Origin of the sequence: Nocardia sp. CNY236 (assembly GCF_000482385.1) — a bacterium.
Classification (GTDB): domain Bacteria; phylum Actinomycetota; class Actinomycetes; order Mycobacteriales; family Mycobacteriaceae; genus Nocardia.
This window is the reverse complement of sequence record NZ_KI519395.1, coordinates 150,882-172,019: the sequence shown is the minus strand read 5'-3', so window position 1 is coordinate 172,019 and position 21,138 is coordinate 150,882. Positions and strand designations below refer to the sequence as shown.

Here is a 21,138-nt window from a genome sequence, read left to right as displayed (position 1 = left end):
GTCACTTCTCCTGTCCGAGCGTCACGGTCCCGGCCTGGCCGTCCAGGACCAGGTGGTCACCGCTGGCGATCAGGCGGGTGGCGTCCGAGACGCCGACTATCGTGGGGATGCCGAGTTCACGCCCGATGATCGCGGTGTGGGACAGCAGGCTGCCCTTCTCACTCACCAACCCGCCCGCGGCCACCATGAGGAACACCCATCCCGGATCGGTGGTGGAGGCCACCAATACTTGCCCGTCGATCACCACATCCGGATCCGGGGTGTGCACCACCAAGGCGGGCGCCTCGACACGACCAGGAGCGCAGCCGATTCCCCGCAATACTCGCCCCTCGGCGACGGCGTCGCGTGCCGGTTCCTCCAGCCCTGGATCGGCGATACCCGCGGCTGCGATCCCGGCGGTGACGATTCGCGAGGGCAACCGCTGCCCGCGCCAGTGATCGTAGTCGGCCTTGCGCAGGGCGACCGTACGGCGGGAGTCGGTATCCACCGCGGTACCACGGGTGAGCGCGGCGATCTCTTCGTAGGTGAGCCAGAAGATGTCGCGGGGATCATCGAGCAGCCCGACCGCGTGCATCTGATTGCCGTACTCCCGGAACACCCGCTTGACCAGGCCGAAGGAGCGGCTGCGACCCAAGCGCATGTTCTCACGCTGCTTCACGTGTTCACGGGCGAGTCGCAGCACGAGCCGGAAACCCAACCGCTGCAGCGGTTTGCCCGCGAACAGCTTCGCCGCCGTACGCTCCGCTGCACGCCGAATGGCCTGTTCCCGCGCGATCATGTCGTCGGCGTTCTGTCCGCCACGCAGATAGTTGCGCAGCATCGGCACCAGCCGCTCGGGGTGCTCACCCAGCGGATCGGTTTCCAATTTGAGTTCGTCCACGGTGCGGTCGCCGAACTCCGCGATGTGGCGCAGGCAGGCAGCACGGAAGCCGGCGAACCGAGCATCGGCCAGGGCCGTCCACACCTCACGCGCGGTCGCCGGGCCTTCGAACAGGTCGCGCAGTGCCGCATCGCCGCGCACCCGCGCAGTGAGGGCGAGCGCCGAGCGCACCGGATCCACACTGTCGACCCCGTCTTCACCACAGAACAACTCGTTGCGCAGAGTCAGCGCAGCGTCTTCGGTCAATCCCGCCCGACTCAACTGTAGACCGACCACGTGGAACATCTGCTGGGCGATGAAGTCGTTGAAGATCTGCACCGAGTACGCGGGCACGAGGTCGTTGAATACCCGTTCGGTCCAGGCCAACAGCGCCTGGGCGTCACGTTCGCGCTCCGCTGTGTCCGGGTGCAGCCGACGGTCGAGATCTTGCGTGGTCGCGGCCAATTCGGTGAAGAAGCCACGGAGCCGCCCCGGCAGACGCAACCAGCCGAACACGATGATCGTGACGACCCGCACCCGCAAGACGATCGCGCGCATCCGGGCCAGCCCGCGCAGGGGCGTGTCCGGCCGCTTGTACCGGTTCTCGATGTTGAGCGCGGCTTCCCATCCCTCGATGGCGAATTCCATGCCCGGAATCTCGAGGAAGAGGCGATACCAGTTGCTGATGTTGTAGTAGATCCGGCCGCGCGCCGTCCCGACCAGGTAGGGGTACAGATCGGTGGCATTGCGATCCACGATCCGCCCGGTGGCGCCGAAATTGCGGTGGCATGCCCGAAAGACCTGCTCGTAGGCGGCGCGCAGGATCGAGAAGGTGAGCGGACTCGACAGTCCCGGATAGGATTCGGCGACATTGACGTTGTCGAAGACGGTCTCCCGGGCTCCGGTGGCGGTGACCGGTCTGGCCTGCAGCAGATGCAGCCGGCCATCGGCGGTGTAGGCGAACTCGACATCCTGGGGTGCGTCGAAATGCTCGGCGAGTTCACCGGCCACCTGTGCCAGTTCACGGACCTGCGCGTCGGACAACGCAGCGCCGCTGACCGACTCGTCCAACTCTTCGACCGCAGTGCCCGCCTCGCCGGAAGCCGCCACCCGAGTGTGCTTGTCGACCACGACGCGGGAGGTGATGGTTCCGGTGGCCCGGTCGACGAAATAGGTGTCGCAGTCCACCGTTCCGGCGACCACGCCTTCGCCGAGCCCGAAGGCTGCGGCGATCACGGCTTCGGCCGGGTCACCGGTTTGCGGATTGCAGCTGAACACCACCCCGGAGACCGCGCTGTCGAGCATCACCTGGACGACCACGGCACATTCGACCGGTGCGTCCTGCAGCCCACGGCGTGACCGGTAGAACAATGCACGCTCCGACCACGCCGAAGCGAGCACGGTGCCGATCGCAGCAGGAACGTCGGCCGCGGAGACGTTGAGCACGGTGTCGAGTTGCCCGGCGAAGGAATCGGTCGCCGAGTCTTCACCGAGCACCGATGACCGCACCGCAAAACGCACCGCGTCCGGCGACTGTGCTCCCGCCGTGGACAGTTCGGCAACCACCGAATCGAGATCGGCTGCGATATCGTCCGGCAACGGCAGCGCCGCGATGTGCGCATAGATCCGACCGGACGTATCACGCAGTGCTGCCGCGTCGTCCGGGTCGAGGCCGGCCACCAACTCGGCGACCGTGTCGGTCGCCGGAGCCAGCATGCGCGCGCAAGCGTCGGTGCTCAGCACCGCGAACGCCGGTACCCGGCGTCCCGCGGCGTGCAGTCGGGCGAGATTGGCGGCTTTCGCGCCGGCGCGCGCCGCCGCTGCCGCGTCGGTTGCGAGGGTTTCGGCGCGAAGCATCGCAGCCGTACTGGTACTGGTCACGGTGCAACTTCCTGCAGGTCCGGCGCCTTCCGCGCAACCGGCTCGCGCCGGGTCAAGCGAACCTTGACCAGGTCTGGGGGATTCGACACCTCGGGCCGCTCGCGGGCGCGCATTCCATTGGCCAGCTCGATGTCGTAGCGCGACAACAACATCGCCAGACCAACCCGGACCTCGGTCAGGGCCATGTGCTGCCCTACGCACAGGTGTGATCCCCAACCGAAGGGGAAGTACCGGAACGGTTTACGTGCGCGGTTGCGCTCTTTGGTGAACCGATCGGGGTCGAAGGTCAGCGGCGAATCCCAGAATCGGGGCAACCGGTGATTGACGAACGGACTGATCGCCACGATCGCGCCCGGCTGCACATCGAATCCGTCGAAGTGATCCGCCTCGAGCGCGGTGCGGCTGAACGCCCACGCTGGGGGATGTAGGCGCATCGCCTCGTCGATCACCCGACCGGTGTATGCCAACTGGGGTAGCGCGGCGCGCACGGCATCCGGATCGTCCGGCGCGACCGGCAATGCATCGATCTCGGCGCGTACCCGCTCCAGCACCGCCGGGTTGCGGCACAGCTCGTATATCGTCCACGACAACGCGCCGCCAGTGGTCTCGTGACCGGCGAGCAAGAAGGTCAGTACCTCGTCGCGCAGCTGTGCATCGTCCATCGCGTGTCCGGAATCGTCGCGCGCGGTGAGCAAGCGAGCCATCAGCGAGCGAGCATCTCCCTCGGCCTGCCGGTGCCGGTCGATCAGCTGGTCCACCACCTGATGCAGCCGCTGCCGCGCAGCGAGGAACCGCCGATTGCCCGGTGTGGGCGCCTCCGGGGGTAGTTGGACCGGCGCCACGAGATGCCGCATCACCCACGCCACCCCGTCGTGCACATCGTCCTCGATCTGCGGAAGGACCCCGTCGATGTCGGCGCCCATGGCCGCACGGCACACCACATCGGCGGCGAAGCCCATCATCTCGGGCACCAGATCGAAGGTCTCACCGGCGGCGGCGCGCGCATCCAGTCGGGTACGCATCCGCTGCCCGCATTCGACCATGACCGAAACCTGGGTGTCCACGTGACGACGAGAGAAGGCCGGCTTGATCAAGGCACGCTGCCGCTTCCACAACTCGCCGCCGCTGGTCAGCAAACCCGAACCGAGCAGATGGGTCAAGCTGCGGTAGCTGACCCCCTTCTCGTAGCGATCGGCGTGTGTGACGAGCACCTGCTCGATGTGCTCCGGTTCGACCAGCAGGTGCACGTGTTCGTGTGCCATCCGCAGCCGGACGCTGCCATAGACCAGCGCGTTCTCGTAGAACAACGTGAGTGGGTCGGACTTGTACTCGTGATAGAAACCCATCGGATTTCGCCGAGCAGGTCCGTGCAAGCGGCGTTCGCCGGCTCGGGCCAGCAGATTCATCGCGCGATCCTTTCTCCGGGCTCGGCGCCGACCAACAGCTCCGGATCGTCGTCCAGGAGGCGTTGTGCCGCCGAACGCTGCACCTTTCCGCTCGTCGTCTTGGGAATACTGCGCGGCGCCAGGATGCGCACTCCCGCAGCCAACACACCGGTGCGTTTACTCACCGCAGCACGCACGGTGCGAGCCATCTCTCGGTGCTCGGCGGGATCGGCGGCGGACTCGACCAGCAGGTGCAGTTCTTCCGACAGTCCATCGGTGTCGGCCCGTCCCAGCGCGACGACACCTCCTGGTCGAACGCCGGGTACCTGTTCTGCGGCAATCTCGAAGTCGGTGGGCAAATAGTTCGCGCCGCGGATGATGATCAGATCCTTGTGCCGCCCGGTGATCCGCAACCGCCCGTCGCGCAGATAGCCGATATCGCCGCTGTCCCACCATCCGTCCACGCGTGCCGCCGCGGTCACCTCGGGCAATCGGAAATACCCCGAGGTGATCGACGGTCCGCGGAATTGCACCCGGCCCACCCGATCCGGGCCGCAGAGTGTGCCGTCCTCGGCCACGATGCGGACATCGGTGCCGTCGACCGGTGCACCACAGTCGACGATCTCGAGCGCGTCGCCGTCCTGCGGAGGAACGTCCACGACCACACCGTCTTCGGCGAGCGTGCGGCGGGAGACCGAATCGTAGGCAATCGGCGCCTGCGGCCGCGACACCGTCACCGCGAGCGATGCCTCGGCCAAGCCATAGCAGGGCACCAGTGCATCGGCTGGTAGTCCCCAGGCATGGAACCGGTCGACGAACTTCTGAACCGTGGGCGGGTAGATCGGTTCTGCGCCGCAGAACAGGAACCGCCAACTGGACAAGTCCACTCCGTCGAGTTCGCTGTCGGTGATCCGTGCGGCCGCATAGCCGAAGGCGAAGTTGGGTGCGGCGGTCACGGTTCCGCGATAGCGATCGACCGCGCGCAGCCATTCGGACGGGTAGCGCAGGAACCGGGTGGGCGAGATCATCACCGCGTCGAAGCCACAGAACAGCGGTGTGAGGAAGCCACCGATCAGACCCATGTCGTGGTGCAACGGCAGCCAGCCGACCCAGGTGTCACCGGCGCCGAGTGTGGCGGCGCGAGCGATCTGTTCGCAATTGGCCGCCAGGTTCCCGTGCGTGATCTGTACACCCTTCGGCACACCGGTGGAGCCGGAGGTGGCTTGGATGAACGCGAGGTCGTCCGGCGCCGGCAGGTGCGGTGTGATCGACCGGGCATCCGGGGCGTTGGCCGCGGCATGCAACTCCGCGGTGTCGATCGGGGCCACCGATGCCGGCAGGGATACGGTGGACAACACCGATGCGGTGGCCACCACGGCGACCGGCTCCAGATAGGTGAGCAATCGGGTGAAGCGGTCCACGAAGATCTCCGCGGTGCCGAATCCGCCGGGAGTGGCCAATGTCGTGGGCACCGCACCGAGCAGTTGCGCGCCGCAGAACGCGGTCACGAAGTCCGACGACGTGGGCAGACACAACAACACCCGGTCTCCCCGGCGCACTCCGTGGGCGGCCAACCCGGCCGCCACCCGACGCGCTGTGGCCACGAGATCGTCGTGCCGCCACGTGACGCCCTCACCCAGGTCCAACGCCGTGCGCTCGGCCATGACGACGGTGGACGGCGCCTGCGCTCCTCGCTCTGCATTCGCCAGCAGCGCATGCACGACGCTCGCGTTCCTGGGGCGTAGCGTCTGGGATGATTCGGTCATTTCTGGTCCTCGATGTACTGCACGATCGTGGCGACGGTGGTCAGCCGCACGGCGACATCCTCCGGGATACTCACCGTGAAGGCGTTTTCCAACTGAATGGTCAGTTCGATAGCAGTCGGCGAGTCGAGTCCGTAATCGACCAGTGGCGTCGCCCGATCCAGATCGGCCGGCGACACCCACAGCACTTCACCGATGATCGTGCGAACTCGCGACTCCAGATCGGCGGTGTCGACATCGCTGCGCGCACTCATCCCAACAACTTCCCTTCCGTGACACAGGCGCGCACCGATTGCTCGACATCCACTCCGTCGCCACTCGCAATCCGGTGGAAGCCCACGTCGGGGAATGCCGTGGCGAGAGTCTCGCGCACCCGCTCGTAACCTGCGCGCAGAGCGGTGAGCCGCTCCGCGGTCTCGTGCGCCTCGACCGGTCCATTGGTCGACCGCTGCGTGCATCGGGCCGCGGCCTCCTGCGGTGGCGCATCCAGCCACAGCACCGTGTCGGGCAAGGTCGTGCGGAACCGGTCGGCGAAACCGGCCACCGCCTCGGAGACCTCCCGACCCACCAGATCGGCGACTTCCGGCAGGAGCTGCCAGATGTCCGGTGAGCTGCCCAGCCGCGCGGCCTGGGCATGGTGCCAGGCAACGATGTCGGCGAAGGTGCCCGGGCGGTGCTGCTCGAGCACCGCGGCGATCTCACCCTCCCGCTCACGGTAGGCGCCATCGGTGCCCGCCAGCGCCACGTACAGCGGACCGTAGACCAACAATTCGATCAGTGGATGCCGCTCGCACACCAGCACATTCGGCGACCAGGTGCGCAGGAAATGCTGTTCCACCGGCCCGAACAGCGTCATCTGCATATACATCGCGGTGGCTTTCATCGCCACGTCATCGATCTGATCGCAGCCGACACTGAACGCTCGCAGCTGCCGAGACAGATCGGCGAGCGGGACGTCGCGTGTGTCGTGGAAGTCGGGGCAGGTCATCGACGCGAAGGCGCCGATACCAGCGGGATCGCCCAGGGCGCGCAGCCCGGCCAGCACCGATGACTTCCCGGCGCCGTCGATACCGACCAGCGCCACCCGACGAGTATGTGGGGCGCTCATCGGTCGTCCTCGCGTAGCTGGTCGAGCACGGCGCGGGTGACCTCGGCGGGCGCGGCGGTGCCGTCGAGACGGATCCAACCCAACTCGTCGGACAACGCATCGAGCGCTTCGTGGCTACGTTGCTGGAAAGCCAGGAACGACTCCTCGTCGCCGTAGCCGCTTTCGTAGTCGCTGCGCAACTGTTTGCGGCCCAGCGCATCCTGTGGCCGCACCGCCAGGTAGAAGGTGCGGTCGGGCTCCGGGAAGCCGGCGGTCAGGCTGCGTAGCAGTGCCGGATCGCCGCCGTGGGCGACCTCGGTGGCGTAGTACTTGTACCAGTAGGCGTTGGCCAGAATGATGTCCGCACCGCGGGACGCAGCAAGGTCCAACGACAACTGCATGGCGTGGAACAGGAAGTGTGCGCGGCTGAGTGGGGTGAGCAGCTGCAAATAGCCGTAGATATCGGCGGGGCTGTCCCAGGGAATCTTCGATGAAACCTTCGGATCGAGGAAGGCATCCCAAATCGTTACCGCGGCAACGCTGTGTCCCTGCGCCTCGAATTCGGCGGCGATCCTGGCCACCTGTGTGGTCTTGCCAGAACCATCACCGCCGGCGAGGCAGATGAGACGTTTTCGTGCGGTCAGTGTCGTGTCCTTTCCCAAGCTGCGCAATGCGGCAGAATCCGGCATGGTCGGTGCGGGTCCCCGTTTCGCCGGGGCCGGCGCGGGTTCCGGGGCGGGCGCGGCGGATGCACTCTCCGCCCGTGGCTCGACCCGAATGACCGAATCCCGCCCGGATACGGCGACCGGCTCGGTCGAGACGGGTTCACTCACAGCGGGTTCGGCGACCTCTTCGGACTCCGAGCCGCCGGAGTCCACGATTCGAATCACGCCCGAGCTGCCATCGACCCGAATACGTTGTCCCGAGCGGACCGCGGTCGTCGCGCCCGCCGCGTTCAAGACCGCGGGAATGCCGTATTCGCGCCCGATGACCGCGGCGTGCGAGAGCATGCCGCCGACCTCGGTGACCACACCGGCCACCAAGCCCAGCGCTGGCGTCCACCCTGGATCGGTGAATCGTGTGACGAGGATGTCGCCCTCACGCAACTCGTCGATGTTCGCCAGGGAGGTGATCACACGGGCGGTGCCTTCGGCCACGCCAGGACTGCATCCCAGGCCCGACAGATCTCCACCCTCGGCGGTGGGCGCTGCGACGGTCACCCCGCCGCCGAGCTCGTGCGGTGGGGTCAGATCGCGATATCCCGCGTACATCGCGCGGCGGTAGGCGATCGTGGATCCGAGATCGGCTGCGGTGACCTTTCCCCCGACCAGATCGCTGAGCTCGTGGATGGTCAGTTGGAACACGTCGTCGGCGTGCTCCAGTGCACCCGTCGCCGCCAAGCGTGTTCCGGCTTCCACCACGTAGGCGCGCACGACAGCGTAATACTGCGAGGAGAACTCGCGCATCCGCTCACGAGCGACCAGGTAGCGCCGCATCCGCTCGATCTGCTTGTCCAGCGACCTGGCATACCGCAGCCGGGTGGCCGGTCGGGCCCGGACCCGAGCACGTACCGCGGCCAGTTCGTCCTCGTACCGCTTGCGCTGTTCCACCAAAGTGAGCGCAGGATCTGCAGGCACGGTGCCGTTGTCGAGCATCACCTCGATCATCGATCGCACCCGCTGAGGGTCCTCCGACCAGCGTGGGCAGGTCAGATCGAGTTCGGCGTCGGCATGGAAGCCCTGCTCGTCGATGAAGGCCGCGAGTGCGCTGTCCCACGCGGGGCTGTCCAGACCCGATTCGCGGGCCACGCGGTGTAGTTCGACGATTCCGCGCTGCAACGACATATGGCTGATTTCGGCGAGTCCACCCATGAGGTCGATGGCCGAACTACTCGCGCCGGTCGCGGCGTCCACTTTGTCCAGCAGCTGCTTGAAATCGGTTTGCACGCTGGAGTTGTGGTAGATCGTCGTGAAGTAGGTGCGTTCGGTCTCGGCGTGCACGGTGAGCAGACAATCGGCGAGGTCGGCGGCGAATGTCGCCTCGTCGGTCCGCGGCAGCGCGCGAACCCGTTCCCGCCAGGTGTCGTACTTCGCCGGCCAGCTCGCGGCGAATGCCTCCACCGTGGCGAGCTGTTCACGATAGCTGCGCTGCACCGCCACGACGATCGGCAGGGCGCGGGCGATGGTTCGCGGTGAATTCGGGGTGCGTGCCGGCCCCTGTGGACCGTAGTCGTTGAGCACGCCGAGATCGTCGTCGAAATGCTGCTCGTCGAAGCCGGGAATATGCTGGAAGCAGTCCTTCACCGCACTGACATTCCAGTACGCGCGGCCGTAGTACATGGCCATCCAGTCGGGTTCTCGGCTCGCGTCGGTGAGGCCGAGACCTTCGAAGAACCGCTGCATCGAATACTGGAAAGCGTTGTCGTACAGCGAGTACATCATCGGCGTGCAGACTCGCGCCGACACGCCGCCGTCGCGCAGGTCCGCGTCGGAGAACTGGTCGATATCGGTGCGCCAGGTGATCGCTGTGACCGCACGCGACTGCAACAACCACAGGGCGCCGTCGCGGTCGATGGCCCATTCGATGTCTTGGGGCCGATGCCGCTTCGCCTGCACCTCGAGCAACAGTGCAGCCAGCGCGGTGGTGTCGGAGTCCCCCAGCTGGACGTCCTCCGCACCGGCGTCGCGCTCCATCACCGCGCCGTCGGACAACCGCACCGTGTAGCGCGTCGGCGTGACCTGCCCGGATACCAGGCGTTCGCCCACGCCGTGACAGGTCTCGATCACCGCGTGGTCCTCGATGCCGGTCAGCACGTCGATACTGAAACCCACTCCGGCGCACCGGGCATCGACCATGCGCTGCACCAGAACGGCTACCGTGGCCTGGGCCTCGGCCAACCCGTGCCGGGACAGGTAGGTCCGCACCCGCTCGTTGTGCACCGACGCACGGCATTGCTCGATGTACTTGCGCAGCGTGGCCGCGTCGGCGATATCGAGGTAGGACTCGTACTGTCCCGCGAAGCTGGCGTCGTCGAGATCCTCGAGCACGCCGCTGGAGCGGGCTGCCACCGGAAATCCGCCCAGAGCCCGTACCCAGCCGGCCAGCTCGTCGTCGGTGACTTCTGCCACGTCCATATCGGCGGGAATCACGAAGCCAGGTGGAACATCGAACCCGTCGGTCAGAAGGTCGTGCAGGGTTGCGGCTTTCGCGCCGGCGTGGGCCCGGGTGAAGTCGGGCGCACCGAGGAACATCGGGGTGGGTCCGGATGCGGATACGGGGGTGATCACGGTGGTGGCTCCTGTCGGCAGCAGAACCGGGCGGACATCGTGGCGAGCGGCCAGATCACGCGCTGCACGCACGCCGGCCGCGGTGAGCGCGCCGTACGAGGGGCTCGCAGTGCGCGGCTCGAAGCCGAGCAACAGCGTTTCGGCCATGCACGCGTAGACGATCCCGGCAGGCAGGCCGGTTTCGCGGAAGGGAGGGGTTTGACCCAACGGCAGGGCCATTCGGCCACCACCGACCAGGGTGATGTGCGAAAGCTGCGCCACTGCGGGGTCCACGTCGCCGGGGACGGCCAAATCGCAGATCAACACCGGATGGTCGACCGCGAGATGGTGGGCGCCGATCAACGGCGTGGCCGAATTGGTCGCGGTGAGGATGACTCGGCAATCACGCAGGGCGGTGAGATCCTCGCTCACCACGACCTCGACCGGGAGAACGTCGGCTACTCGACGCAGCCGCTTTCCGGCGCCGGGCCGGCCCACCAGAACCAGCGTATCGGCCAGGGGAGCCAGCAAATCGGCCATGACGGCACCGATATTGCCCAATGCGCCGAGGATGCCGACCCGCCGCTGGTGCGGTGCGAGCGTGGCCAGTTCGGCGCGCAGCACATCCAGAGCGCAGGCCGCGGTGAGTGAATTGCCCGAGGTCACTGTGATGGTGTCTTCGGCCACCTCGCGTGCGGCGTCGGTGACGATCGAGGTATAGCCGCCCAACCCGATGACCTCGGCGCCGGCTGCCACCGCCTGCTCGATCGCGTGCAACACCAGGTCCCGTACATGCGTACGTTCGCCGGCGCGCTGGTGCGCGACGATCTGCTCGGCCGTCAGCGGCACCGCGATCAGCAGGATCTCGACCTCGGCGCCGGTCGGTGACGACACGATCTGTCGGGTCAATTCGAAGGGATCGGCTACTGCGCGCAGCCGTTCCAGCAGTGCGGCGAATTGCGAGTCGGTCCATACCGTCAGCTCGGGGGCGAACCGGCGCAGATCCGAGGTCTCGGGCAGATTCGCCAGAAAAGCCACTCTGGTGGGAGCGTTTCGGGGGCGGGCCGGCGGCAGGTCGTCACGCCAGGGCAGCGGGGCACGATCCACCGCCCGAGTCGCGGTAGCGCCCGGCGTGGCCAAGTGTGCCAGTAGCAGGTCGAATCGGCCACGCTGCAATAGCGCCGCCACATCGTCCAAAGCCGCTATCAGCCGGTCGATGTCCGCATCGGTGACGAACGCCGAGGGCTGCACACGCAGCGTGGTCGGCGCCGACAAAGTCGGGAGTACTCGGATCGCATGCCGGTGCAACAGGTATCCGGCCACCACGTAGCCGAACATGTCCGCAGCGCAGATCTCCCGCAATAGGGAGGATTCCGGCTCCGGCGGCCGCAGTTCCACTCCGTGCAGCAGACCGCGACCACGCACGTCGATGATCTGTTTGGGCCAGCGCTGGGCCACCGCGTCCAATGCCGACCGCAAGCGCTTCCCGGTGTCGCGGATCCGGGTCTGGTTGTCGTGCGCCAGATCCAGAGCAGCGTCCGCGACCGCGGCCGACAGTTCGTCGTCGGCGAAGGTGGAGGTGTGGTACCGCCCGAAGTCGGCAATGGAGTACCGGCGATCCACCAGCAATGCGGCGATCTTGGTCAATCCGCCGCCCAGCGACTTGGACAGCAAGTAGTAGTCCGCGCGCACCCCCGACGGTGTCGAGGCCAAGAAGGTGCCGGTCCGTCCCATACCGCACTGGATCTCATCGAAGACCAGTGCCGCCCCATGGCGGTCGGCGAATTCACGCAAAGCCCGCAGGGTGTCGTCGGGCAGTTCCTGGACTCCCCCTTCACCCTGGATCGGTTCGGCGAACACCGCCGCGACCGGCGACAGGTGGCGCCGGGTACGGACCGGCGCGCCGGTGGCATCGAAACCGATGGCGCCCACTGTGCACAGCTGGTCGGCGAAGGCGTTCGCCACCTCGTCGGGCGCCCATGTCGTGATTCGGCGCCGCTCGGGTCCGGGCACGATCAGGTCGGAGGGGGTGTCGGCTTGTTCGGTGAGTGCGAAGGCTCCAGCACTCTTGCCATGGAAGGCGCCCGACAACGACACGAAGACGGGTCCACGTTCGCGCAGCCGTGCGATCTGCTCGAGCGTATCGGTGAGTACCGCTGCAGCCGTGCGTGTTTCGACGTCATCGGCTGGCGCGGATGGCCGGACGTTGTGTACGCGGTCGCGACGCAATCGCCGCAGTGTGCGTCGGGTCTCGGATTCCAGCGTCGACAACGCCCGATTGTGCGCCACCGTGGCGTGCCTGATCGCCGCTTCGACAGCGTCGGCTCCGGTGGAACCGAACGTGACGACATAGTCCTGTCCGGTACTCGCACCGACCGACTCGGACAGTCGCCTGGCCAGTCGCGCCACGCCGGGACGAACACTGCCCTGGGCCACGAACGGAACCTGCTGGTTCAACAGTGCCGTGGCCGCCCGCACCAGGGCTGGGTGGTTGTGCCCGAACAACGCGGCGCCGAAACCGCCGACGAGGTCCAGCACGCGAGTGCCATCGGCACGAACCAGGTGGTCACCGTCAGCGGCGGTATACACCACGTCCAGGGCACAGGCCTGCAGCAGTCGGGCCAGACCGGGTCGGTTGAACTCGGCGAAGTCGGCGAACGAACCGGAACCGACGACCGGGTGCCGCGCCAGCGCCTCGGTGTACTCGGTCACGCCCGTGCTCCGGCTCCGGCGCGCTGGTCGTGTGCCATCTTGGCTGTCACACTAGCGATCACATCCCGGGCAGTGTGCAGCGTCGAAGCCTCCTCGTCCGAGATCGTGATGCCGAACTCCCGTTCGAGTTCGATCACCAATTCCACCGATCGCACAGAGTCCAGGCCATAGTCCAGCAACGGGGTATCCAGGTCGATGTCGGCCACCTGCAGGCCCTGCGCGAACATCGCCCGAATGCGTTCACCTACGGCGTCGGATTCCTTCATTCAGCGTCTCCCTCTATCGCGCGGCGGGCCTTCGCCTCCGCGCACGATTTATCTGCCGATCGACGCCCCACCGGCCGCTCAGAGCCGTGTTTCCACAGTTCAGCACGGGGTTCTACACCCGCCGAGTCCGCGATCACTTGCCCTCCGAATAGCCACGCACGAGACCGTTCGAATTGGGCCGTCTCGCCACACATGTCAGGTGCCTAGGACACCACTACACGCCACCCCATCTGTACACCCGCACTATGCAGGCTGCAATCCGAAAGCTCGTGGCAGATAACAGTTTTCACCTCATAGCAATCTTTGAGCTAATTTTGCTGATATGTCTCCCAAGACAAATCGGAATGCCACAAACTCGTGGCTCGGACATACGCTGTCTCAGACATTTCGACGCGAGAGACATAGTGAGGGGATGTGGCGCCGGCCACAGAGGGCGCGCCGACAGATCAGAGCGTGGGAACTCCGCTGTTCACACCCGATTCACCGAACGGAAAGATGAAGATTAAAACCAACCTATCGGTATTTATTATTTGAATCACTCCTCGCGCGTTCCGATTACGAACACGAAGTCACGGACCAGAATTTCTACCCAGCACACGAAGGCCGGCCGATGAAACGAACCTCAGCTAACCTCCGGGACCTCCCAATGTATGTGATGACTTTCATCATTTACCGGTGGTATGCGAATTTGCTGTGACTGTCCACAATTGGGGTCGAGTACACCTCGGGCCGGATCACAGGCCGAACAGACGGGTCACCACCGGGAGTGAACCCTCGCAGGCGTCATCGATGCCCGAAACCGTGCGGCCTGGTGTCGGACGAGTCACGTTCGGGGCCATGCGCCCGTTGTAGCCCATCGAGCAGCAGACCGAGCACGAAACCGAATTCGTCACCGTAGTCCTGCACGCCGAGGTGGGCGCGGACATGCGTGGCCAAGTGGGGCAGGTCCGCGGCGGCAAGCGAATCGAGGAAGCCGGTCGCCAGGTCGTCGAGGCCGGCATCGCCGCCAGCCGACCGATAGCCGAGTTCCTGGATGGTGAACCCCACGATGTGCATCGTGATCGCGTGATAGCCGCGGTAGACCAGGCTCTCGTCGAGCCCGGCCCGGGTCAGCGTCGCCAGAATCGCCTCCATGAACCGCAACCGGGCCGGACCGGGCATCCGTTTGGTCCACTCGCCGGCCACCCAGGGGTGAGCGAGCAGCACGCGATGCGCTGACGCGGCGCTGTCACCGATCGCCCGACGCCAATCCTCGGTTGCGGCCGGCACATCGATCTCCTGCACCACCATGTCGACGATCCCCTCGACGAGGTCGTCCTTGTTGGCAACGTGGGTGTACAGCGACATCGTGCCGACACCCATGCGGTCGGCCAGCTTGCGCATGGAGAGCGCATCGACACCGAGTTCGTCGGCCAGAGCGACCGCTTCTGCGAGTACGCGCGACCGAATGAGGGTGCGCTTGGGAACAGACGGGCGAGGTGGCATACGAGTTCGTGGTGACGCAGGTCGATGGAGGGGTTGACGACAGTACCGGATGAGCTTATCGTACGTCGTACGGGCTGATCCGTACAGCGTACTAAAAACCGACAAAACGCCCACCGTTGCCGATCGCCACAGAACCCCATACCGGCGTCGTCTGCACCTATTCCGAGCGAGGTCACCATGAGCCCATCCGGCACCCCCGAGGCCCGACAGAACGCACGTCCTGCCCAGGACGTGACAGACGCGGAGCACACCACAGCGGCACCCACGACCATGAAGGCCGTGGCGCGGCATCGGTATGGCAACAGCGACGTCCTGGAGATCACCGACGTGCCGGTCCCGGCACCCGCGCCCGGCCACGTACTCGTCGCAGTCGAGTCGGCCGCGCTCAATCCCCTGGACTGGCATGCGATGACCGGCACACCGTGGCTGACTCGCCCGCAGGCGGGAATCCGCAAGCCCACGGTGCCGATCATCGGATCGGACTTCGCCGGTCGGGTCGTGACGGTCGGCGACGAAGCCTCCCCGTTTCGGCCCGGTGACGAAGTCTTCGGCTCGGCGTCACAGGCGTACGCCGAGTACGTGGTTGCACCGGTCGAGCACCTGGTCGCCAAGCCGACAACGATCGGCTTCGCCGAGGCCGCAGGCCTGAGCATCACCGGCGTGACTGCCCTCCAAGGACTGCGCGACAAGGGCGAGCTGCAGCCGGGGCAATCGGTGCTGGTCAATGGCGCCTCGGGCGGGGTCGGCACCGCTGCGGTCCAACTCGCGAAGTGGCTCGGCGCCGAAGTGACCGCTGTCTGCAGTTCCCGGAATATGGAGCTGGTCGGATCGCTGGGCGCCGACCACGTCGTCGACTACACCACCACCGACTTCACCGAAACCCAGAGACGCTACGACGTCGTGCTCGACAACCACGGCAATCGCGCACTCGCCGCATGCCGAGGAATTCTCACGCCAACCGGTAGCTATGTTCTGGTCAGCGGTTCGAAGAGCAACATCATCCTCGGGCCGGTCGCCCGCATGCTCCAGACGCTGCTCTACTTCGGTGTCACCCCCCAGCGGGGCCGGCCGTTCATGGCCAGCATGCGGCACGCGGACTTGACACTGTTGGCCGAACTGGTGGCGTCACATCACCTGCGCACGGTCATCGACACCGTCTACCCGGTCACCGACATTCGTGTCGCAATGGACCACCTGGCCACGGGGCACGCCCGCGGCAAGATCATTGTCGAACTCTGAGTCCCCGCCTCTCGACCCCGGCAGTCGACCAGAAACACGGCGACGCCCTTGGTGTTCGACAACACCAAGGGCGTCACGATGTGGTATGCCGTTCAGCCTCCGACCAGCTCCGCATTCTCGTTCTCGGACTTACCCGAGGCGACATCGGACTCCGCGGCCTCATCCGAGGCAACAGCCCGGTTCGGCAGCAGCACCGCCATGACGACCATGATCAGCGCCACAGCCGCGGTGACGAGGAAAGCCAGCCGCAAGCCGTCGAGTTGCGCACCGACGATATCGCCACCGTCGGCAGCGATCGAGCTGCTGCGAGCCGACATCACCGTAATCACCAGGGCCGTGCCGAATGCCGCAGCAACCTGCTGCAGGGTGCTCAGCATCGAGCTACCGTGCGAGTACAAGTGTGGCGGCAGCGAGCCGAGGCCGAGGGTGAACACCGGAGTGAAGGCTGCAGCCAACGACAGCATCAGAAGAATGTGCAGCGCGAGCAACTGCCAATAGGGCATGGACATCGAGATCTGAGTGAACCCGGCCAGCGACACCGTGATCCCTATGGTTCCCGGAATCACCAACACGCGTGCACCGAACCGGTCGAACAGGCGCCCCACAGTCGGTCCCAACAGTCCCATGGCCAAACCACCGGGCATAACCAGTAAACCGGTCTCCAATGGGCTCAGCCCACGCAGGTTCTGCAGGTACAGCGGCAGCAGCATCATCGACCCGAGCATCGCCATGAACGCAACGGACATCAGAAACAGCGCTTTGGCGTAGGCACTCGACCGCAGAACCTGAAGATTCAGCAACGGCGTACCCGTGCGCTGCAGACTCAACTGACGGAACACGAACACCGCGATCAGGGCCAAGCCCACAGCAACGATCAGCGCCGGTTTGGCAAAATTGCCGGACTCGAACCGACTGAGCCCGAACACCAGTCCACCGAACCCGAGCGCGGCCAGCGCCACACTCACGACGTCGATGTGGCCGGCTTGCGGTTCACCGATGTTCTCCAGCTGACGCAGGCCCAACCACGCGGTCACGCCCGCAATCGGCAGCACCAGCACGAACAGCCAACGCCACGAGCCGACCTGCAGCACCGCCCCGGAGACGACCGGCCCCATCGCGGGCGCCACCGAAATGGCCAGGGTGACATTGCCCATCACCCGGCCACGGTCGTGTTCGGGCACCACGGTCATCAGCGTGGTCATCAGCAGGGGCATCATCACCGCGGTACCACCGGCTTGGATGATCCGCCCCAGCAGCAGCACCACGAACGTCGGCGCCACGGCCGACAGCGCGGTGCCGGCCAGGAAAACCGCCATCGCCACGGTATATGCCTGTCGGGTGGTCACTCGCTGTAGAAACCAGCCGGTGGTCGGAATGACCGCCGCCATGGTCAACATGAACGCCGTCGATACCCACTGTGCGGCCCGCTCGGTGACGTCGAGATCCTCCATCAGCCGCGGGATCGCATTGATCATGATGGTCTCGTTCAAGATCACCACGAATGTCGCTAGCACCAGGACCCGAACGACGGTCGGTGTCCGCCCCTTGGAGCTCGGGGCGGATGGTTCGGCGGACATCGAATACCTCCAGAACGTGGGATGTTGACAGGGAAAGTGGCCCGTTGCCGAGTCACGGATCGCATCCCGGCACAGCCAGTCGCTGAGACGGAGTCGATCTCTCGAACTCATCGGGCGCGGGTGAGTATTCCGGTCGGCACCGACACGACCACCCGTTTTCCTTTTGACGACACTCGCACCCTCGTTAGAAATCGCTGGTCAGCAGCCAACTTCACACGTTGATAGGGCTGAATAGTGAGCCTGGTCACCATTCTCGAAGCACCCGAGAGCATCTCGGGTGACATCACAGCGTCTCACAGATCAGCGGAGCTCGAGGGTCCCAGCACCGAATTGCCCACTGTTGCGCGTATCACGGGAGAAGCCATCGACTGCACCGAATCCGGAACGACCGCCGGTGCGGAGCGCATCCAGCGCCCTTCACGTCGAGGTGACTTCTATGCCGTGTCGAATGCGTTCAGTCCCCGATCGCTTCGGTGTTCCTGTTCTCCGACCCCTCGACCTCGCCCGAGGTGACAGTCCGACTGGGCAGGACAGCCACAATGACCATGATCAGCGCCAGCACCGCGGTGACGAGGAAACTCAGCTGCATGCCGTCGAGTTGTGCACCGACCCGGTCGGCGCCGTCGGTCATGAGCGCATTTCTCCGAGCAGACATCACCGTCACCGCCAGGGCCGCCCCGAATGCCGCGGCCACCTGTTCCATGGTGCTCAGCATGGAGCTTCCGTGCGAGTACAAGCGTTGCGGCAGCGAGCCGCGGCAACAGGATCATCAACCCGAGCAACGCCATGAACGCGACCGACGCCACTGCCAACCCTTTGGCATAGACGCAGTCCGGTAACGCAATCGACAGCGCGGAGCTACCGACGAGGACGGCGGTCACCGACGAAACATGCAGTAGCGGTCGTCCGTCCGGGCCAGTTCGCCTTCATCTTCTGCGTTGTGATCGGCCGCACCGGGATCTCCGAAAACACCCAGCGATTCCGGCGTGAGCCTTCGGTGGCTCGGCGTCGGTGTCAGCGGCCTCCAGCGCGGCTGTCGCCTGGGCGAATCGCATATGCAGCTGCTCACGGACCTCGTCTGGGGTGTAGGCGCGTCGACGACGCTCGGCACGCACCACCACCGCCCCGGTGGCGACCACACCGGCCAGACCCGCCAAACCCACTGCTTTCCACCACCTCACACCCCATAGGCTACGACCATGACAGATACGGCCATCAGTCTCGACCGAGCAGTCGAGATCACCAGAACCGGTGACATCTGGCTGTTCCGTGGCCATTCGGCGGCCGACCGAGTGATCCGTGTGACGACCAACAGCCCGGTCAACCACGTCGGCATGTCCGTGGTGATCGATGATCTACCTGCCTTGATCTGGCATGCGGAACTCGGGCGATCCCTGCCCGACATGTGGACCGGAGCCACCCACCGCGGCGCCCAGCTCCACAACCTGCGCGACGCGGTTCTGGTGTGGGCGCATCGCTACGGTCAGCAAGCCTGGCTACGCCAACTCGACCCACCCGCCACCCGAGAGATGGAAGACAGCGCGCTGCGTACCATCGCCCGGCTCGACGGCACCCCCTTTCCCTCCACTGCTGCCCTGGCCGGGCGGTGGCTGCGCAGTCGCATGCGATTCCCGCGGCGCGCGTCGCAGCGCCGCAGGCCCAGGCAGATGGAGAACGCCTACTGCGCCGAAGTCGTTGCCGCGACATACCAGGCCATGGAACTGCTTCCTCGGCGTCGCCGGCCCGGATGGTACGACCCGGGAAGATTCTGGAGCGGAGACCGGCTGCGACTGTCGGAGACCTATGAGCTCAGCGGTGAGATTGCAATCCGAACACCAGAACACCCGAACTCCTGACCGGTACCGACCCCAGGTCCAGACCTGTCGAGCACACCCATTGGTAGCAGCGGATTCTCGGACAGCGCGGCGAAAAGGCATTGGAGAATCGCCGCACCCTCGAAGCTCATCGCGGCCGACATTCGACGCCTGAGCGAATACGCGCAAGGCACATCCGATTACGCGGCGCAAACCGACCTCATGCCCGACCTACTGGGCGAATTGCATGGGGCCTACGCCCGTGTCCCGGAGCGTCGCCGTGAGGCGTTGCTGGGCATGATCACCTGCTACAGCTCGGCGGTGTGGACGACCAAGCGGCTCGGTGGGCGTGGCCTGCCGCTGCTGGCGGCCCGGGCGGCTCGAGAATGCGCCGAGTTGCTGGAATCCCCGGCGTGGAAGGGCTTCACGACTTGGGTGAGGGGTGACGCGGCAGGCGGACTGTCGCGGCCGGAGCAGTATCGGCGCGCAATGCAGTGTGCTGACGACCTGACTATCGCACGTGGCGGTACGTGCGTGTCAGGCCGACTGAGACGCACGCGCGCTGTCAACTCGGCCACCAACCCAGTTCGAGCGCATGCTCGAGAAACACGACACCGTCGATCGTGTCGAGCTGCGCTGGGTCCAGCGGGAAATAGGCGAAGTCATGGGAGATGCGCGGGGCGGGCCTTGTGACTGCCTGGGCCAGACGGCGGGCGTCGACGAGGGAGTTGTCCCATGGGAGCGTGGCCAGGATGCCCTCGACTGTGTCCTGAGGCGGAGTGTTGTCACCGACAGCACCGAAAGCCGAGGCCAGGTAGGCGTACCGGTCGCCCAGGTGTGCCGCGGTGATTGCTCCTGCGCTCCACATTTCCACCTGTCGGTCGCCGAGCGACAGGAAGCTTTTGTTCCGCTGGAGGTGGAGGTTGTGGGCGAAGACCAGGGCTGGGCCGTGCTCGGCGGCAGCACGAAGGTTGGCGGCCATCATCGCGTCTCGCAGGGCCGACAGCCGGGATATCCGGGCCGGCGACGTGTCGGCCATCCAGCGGTGGTAGCGGAGCAGGCCGATGGCGGTGCGCCCGTACAGTTCGGCCCGCCACCTCTCCTCGGTGCTCAGGTGCGGCGCCTGTGTGTCGAGCAGCGCCACCAGGTCGTCGGCGATCACCCGTAGCCGTTGCGCGTCGACGGACTGGCCGATCGACTCGGACGGGTCCATGAACGCGTCCTCGTTCGACCACCGGTCGTCCCTGCCCAGCAAATCGTCGAGGGTTTCGCGGCCACAGGGCAGCGGGGCGTCGAGGAGGTCGTAGAGGGCGGTAAGCGCCTGGCGTGGGCTTGCCGCCCAGTACTCGAGGGGGCCGTCGAACCCGAAGAACCGCAGCTTCTCGTCGTGCTCCTCGTTGTACGCCCGCATCCAGCGCACGAGGTCGCGGTTGCCCGGTGCCGTGCCGAAGCTATGGCTGAAGCCGCGTTTCATGATGTCATCGAGCGTGCCCACGCCGGTGGTGATGTAGTCGTCCACCACGAGCCCCATCAAGCAATCGCTCTCGATGGCGAACGACCGGTAGCCCTCGTGCTCGACCAGATACCGGAAGATCTCGTTGCGCAACTCTCCCAGTTCTCCCACGAAGTGCCTGGCCTCGCCCAGGCCGAGGAGAACGGGTCGGGCTGGAAGCGACCGCAGGAATGTCGAGATGCTCGGCCCGTCGAGTTGCCGGGCCGTGTCCTGGATATTCATTCCTTATACGATATCGTTGAACCGACCGTGAAAAGTTTCTATGAAATTGCCGCGTTTATCGCGGAAAAC

At 65.8% G+C, this 21,138-nt stretch carries 14 protein-coding genes; 2 read left to right on the top strand and 12 right to left on the bottom strand.

Going from position 1 to position 21,138, the window contains the following annotated elements:
* Nucleotide 1: 1 nt before the first annotated feature.
* From K940_RS0124985 to K940_RS30305, 8 genes are all read right to left on the bottom strand, one after another.
* A complete protein-coding gene (locus K940_RS0124985) occupies nt 2–2,740 on the bottom strand; it encodes a PEP/pyruvate-binding domain-containing protein (RefSeq protein ID WP_028479709.1) in 2,739 nt (912 codons plus the stop codon).
* Nucleotides 2,737–4,146 (bottom strand): cytochrome P450, encoded by a 1,410-nt coding sequence (locus K940_RS0124980; RefSeq protein ID WP_028479708.1) that lies wholly within the window; start codon nt 4,144–4,146, stop codon nt 2,737–2,739. Before K940_RS0124980 ends, K940_RS0124985 begins: the two co-directional genes overlap by 4 nt.
* Nucleotides 4,143–5,891, bottom strand: coding sequence for a fatty acyl-AMP ligase (locus K940_RS30315; RefSeq protein ID WP_051407527.1), 1,749 nt, complete (start codon nt 5,889–5,891; stop codon nt 4,143–4,145). The genes K940_RS0124980 and K940_RS30315 overlap by 4 nt, the downstream gene beginning before the upstream one ends.
* A complete protein-coding gene (locus K940_RS33345; RefSeq protein WP_028479707.1) occupies nt 5,888–6,142 on the bottom strand; it encodes an acyl carrier protein in 255 nt (84 codons plus the stop codon). Before K940_RS33345 ends, K940_RS30315 begins: the two co-directional genes overlap by 4 nt.
* Entirely contained in the window at nt 6,139–6,996 is an 858-nt protein-coding gene (locus K940_RS33340; RefSeq protein WP_196812363.1) for a hypothetical protein, read from the bottom strand. Before K940_RS33340 ends, K940_RS33345 begins: the two co-directional genes overlap by 4 nt.
* Complete coding sequence (locus K940_RS0124960; RefSeq protein WP_028479705.1) at nt 6,993–12,953, bottom strand: aminotransferase class III-fold pyridoxal phosphate-dependent enzyme; 5,961 nt, start codon at nt 12,951–12,953, stop codon at nt 6,993–6,995. The genes K940_RS33340 and K940_RS0124960 overlap by 4 nt, the downstream gene beginning before the upstream one ends.
* Nucleotides 12,950–13,219, bottom strand: a complete 270-nt coding sequence (locus tag K940_RS30310; RefSeq protein WP_051407526.1) for an acyl carrier protein — start codon at nt 13,217–13,219, stop codon at nt 12,950–12,952. Before K940_RS30310 ends, K940_RS0124960 begins: the two co-directional genes overlap by 4 nt.
* 783 nt (nt 13,220–14,002) lie before the next feature.
* Nucleotides 14,003–14,704 (bottom strand): TetR/AcrR family transcriptional regulator, encoded by a 702-nt coding sequence (locus K940_RS30305; RefSeq protein ID WP_051407525.1) that lies wholly within the window; start codon nt 14,702–14,704, stop codon nt 14,003–14,005.
* Between the two features lie 177 nt (nt 14,705–14,881).
* On the opposite strand from K940_RS30305, the gene K940_RS0124945 reads away from it, so the two are divergent.
* Nucleotides 14,882–15,943 (top strand): NAD(P)-dependent alcohol dehydrogenase, encoded by a 1,062-nt coding sequence (locus tag K940_RS0124945; protein WP_196812362.1) that lies wholly within the window; start codon nt 14,882–14,884, stop codon nt 15,941–15,943.
* 92 nt (nt 15,944–16,035) lie between these two features.
* On the opposite strand, the gene K940_RS30300 is transcribed toward K940_RS0124945, so the two are convergent.
* From K940_RS30300 to K940_RS30295, 3 genes are all read right to left on the bottom strand, one after another.
* Entirely contained in the window at nt 16,036–17,520 is a 1,485-nt protein-coding gene (locus K940_RS30300) for an MDR family MFS transporter (protein WP_036530302.1), read from the bottom strand.
* 454 nt (nt 17,521–17,974) lie between these two features.
* Complete coding sequence (locus K940_RS0124935; RefSeq protein ID WP_028479703.1) at nt 17,975–18,235, bottom strand: hypothetical protein; 261 nt, start codon at nt 18,233–18,235, stop codon at nt 17,975–17,977.
* 211 nt (nt 18,236–18,446) lie between these two features.
* Nucleotides 18,447–18,701 carry a hypothetical protein gene (locus tag K940_RS30295; RefSeq protein WP_081706644.1) on the bottom strand — a complete coding sequence of 85 codons (255 nt, stop codon included), beginning with the start codon at nt 18,699–18,701 and terminating at the stop codon, nt 18,447–18,449.
* An 18-nt stretch (nt 18,702–18,719) separates the two neighbouring features.
* On the opposite strand from K940_RS30295, the gene K940_RS0124925 reads away from it, so the two are divergent.
* Nucleotides 18,720–19,376 carry a hypothetical protein gene (locus K940_RS0124925; protein ID WP_028479702.1) on the top strand — a complete coding sequence of 219 codons (657 nt, stop codon included), beginning with the start codon at nt 18,720–18,722 and terminating at the stop codon, nt 19,374–19,376.
* 523 nt (nt 19,377–19,899) lie between these two features.
* On the opposite strand, the gene K940_RS0124920 is transcribed toward K940_RS0124925, so the two are convergent.
* Nucleotides 19,900–21,069 carry an erythromycin esterase family protein gene (locus tag K940_RS0124920; protein ID WP_028479701.1) on the bottom strand — a complete coding sequence of 390 codons (1,170 nt, stop codon included), beginning with the start codon at nt 21,067–21,069 and terminating at the stop codon, nt 19,900–19,902.
* Nucleotides 21,070–21,138: the final 69 nt, after the last annotated feature.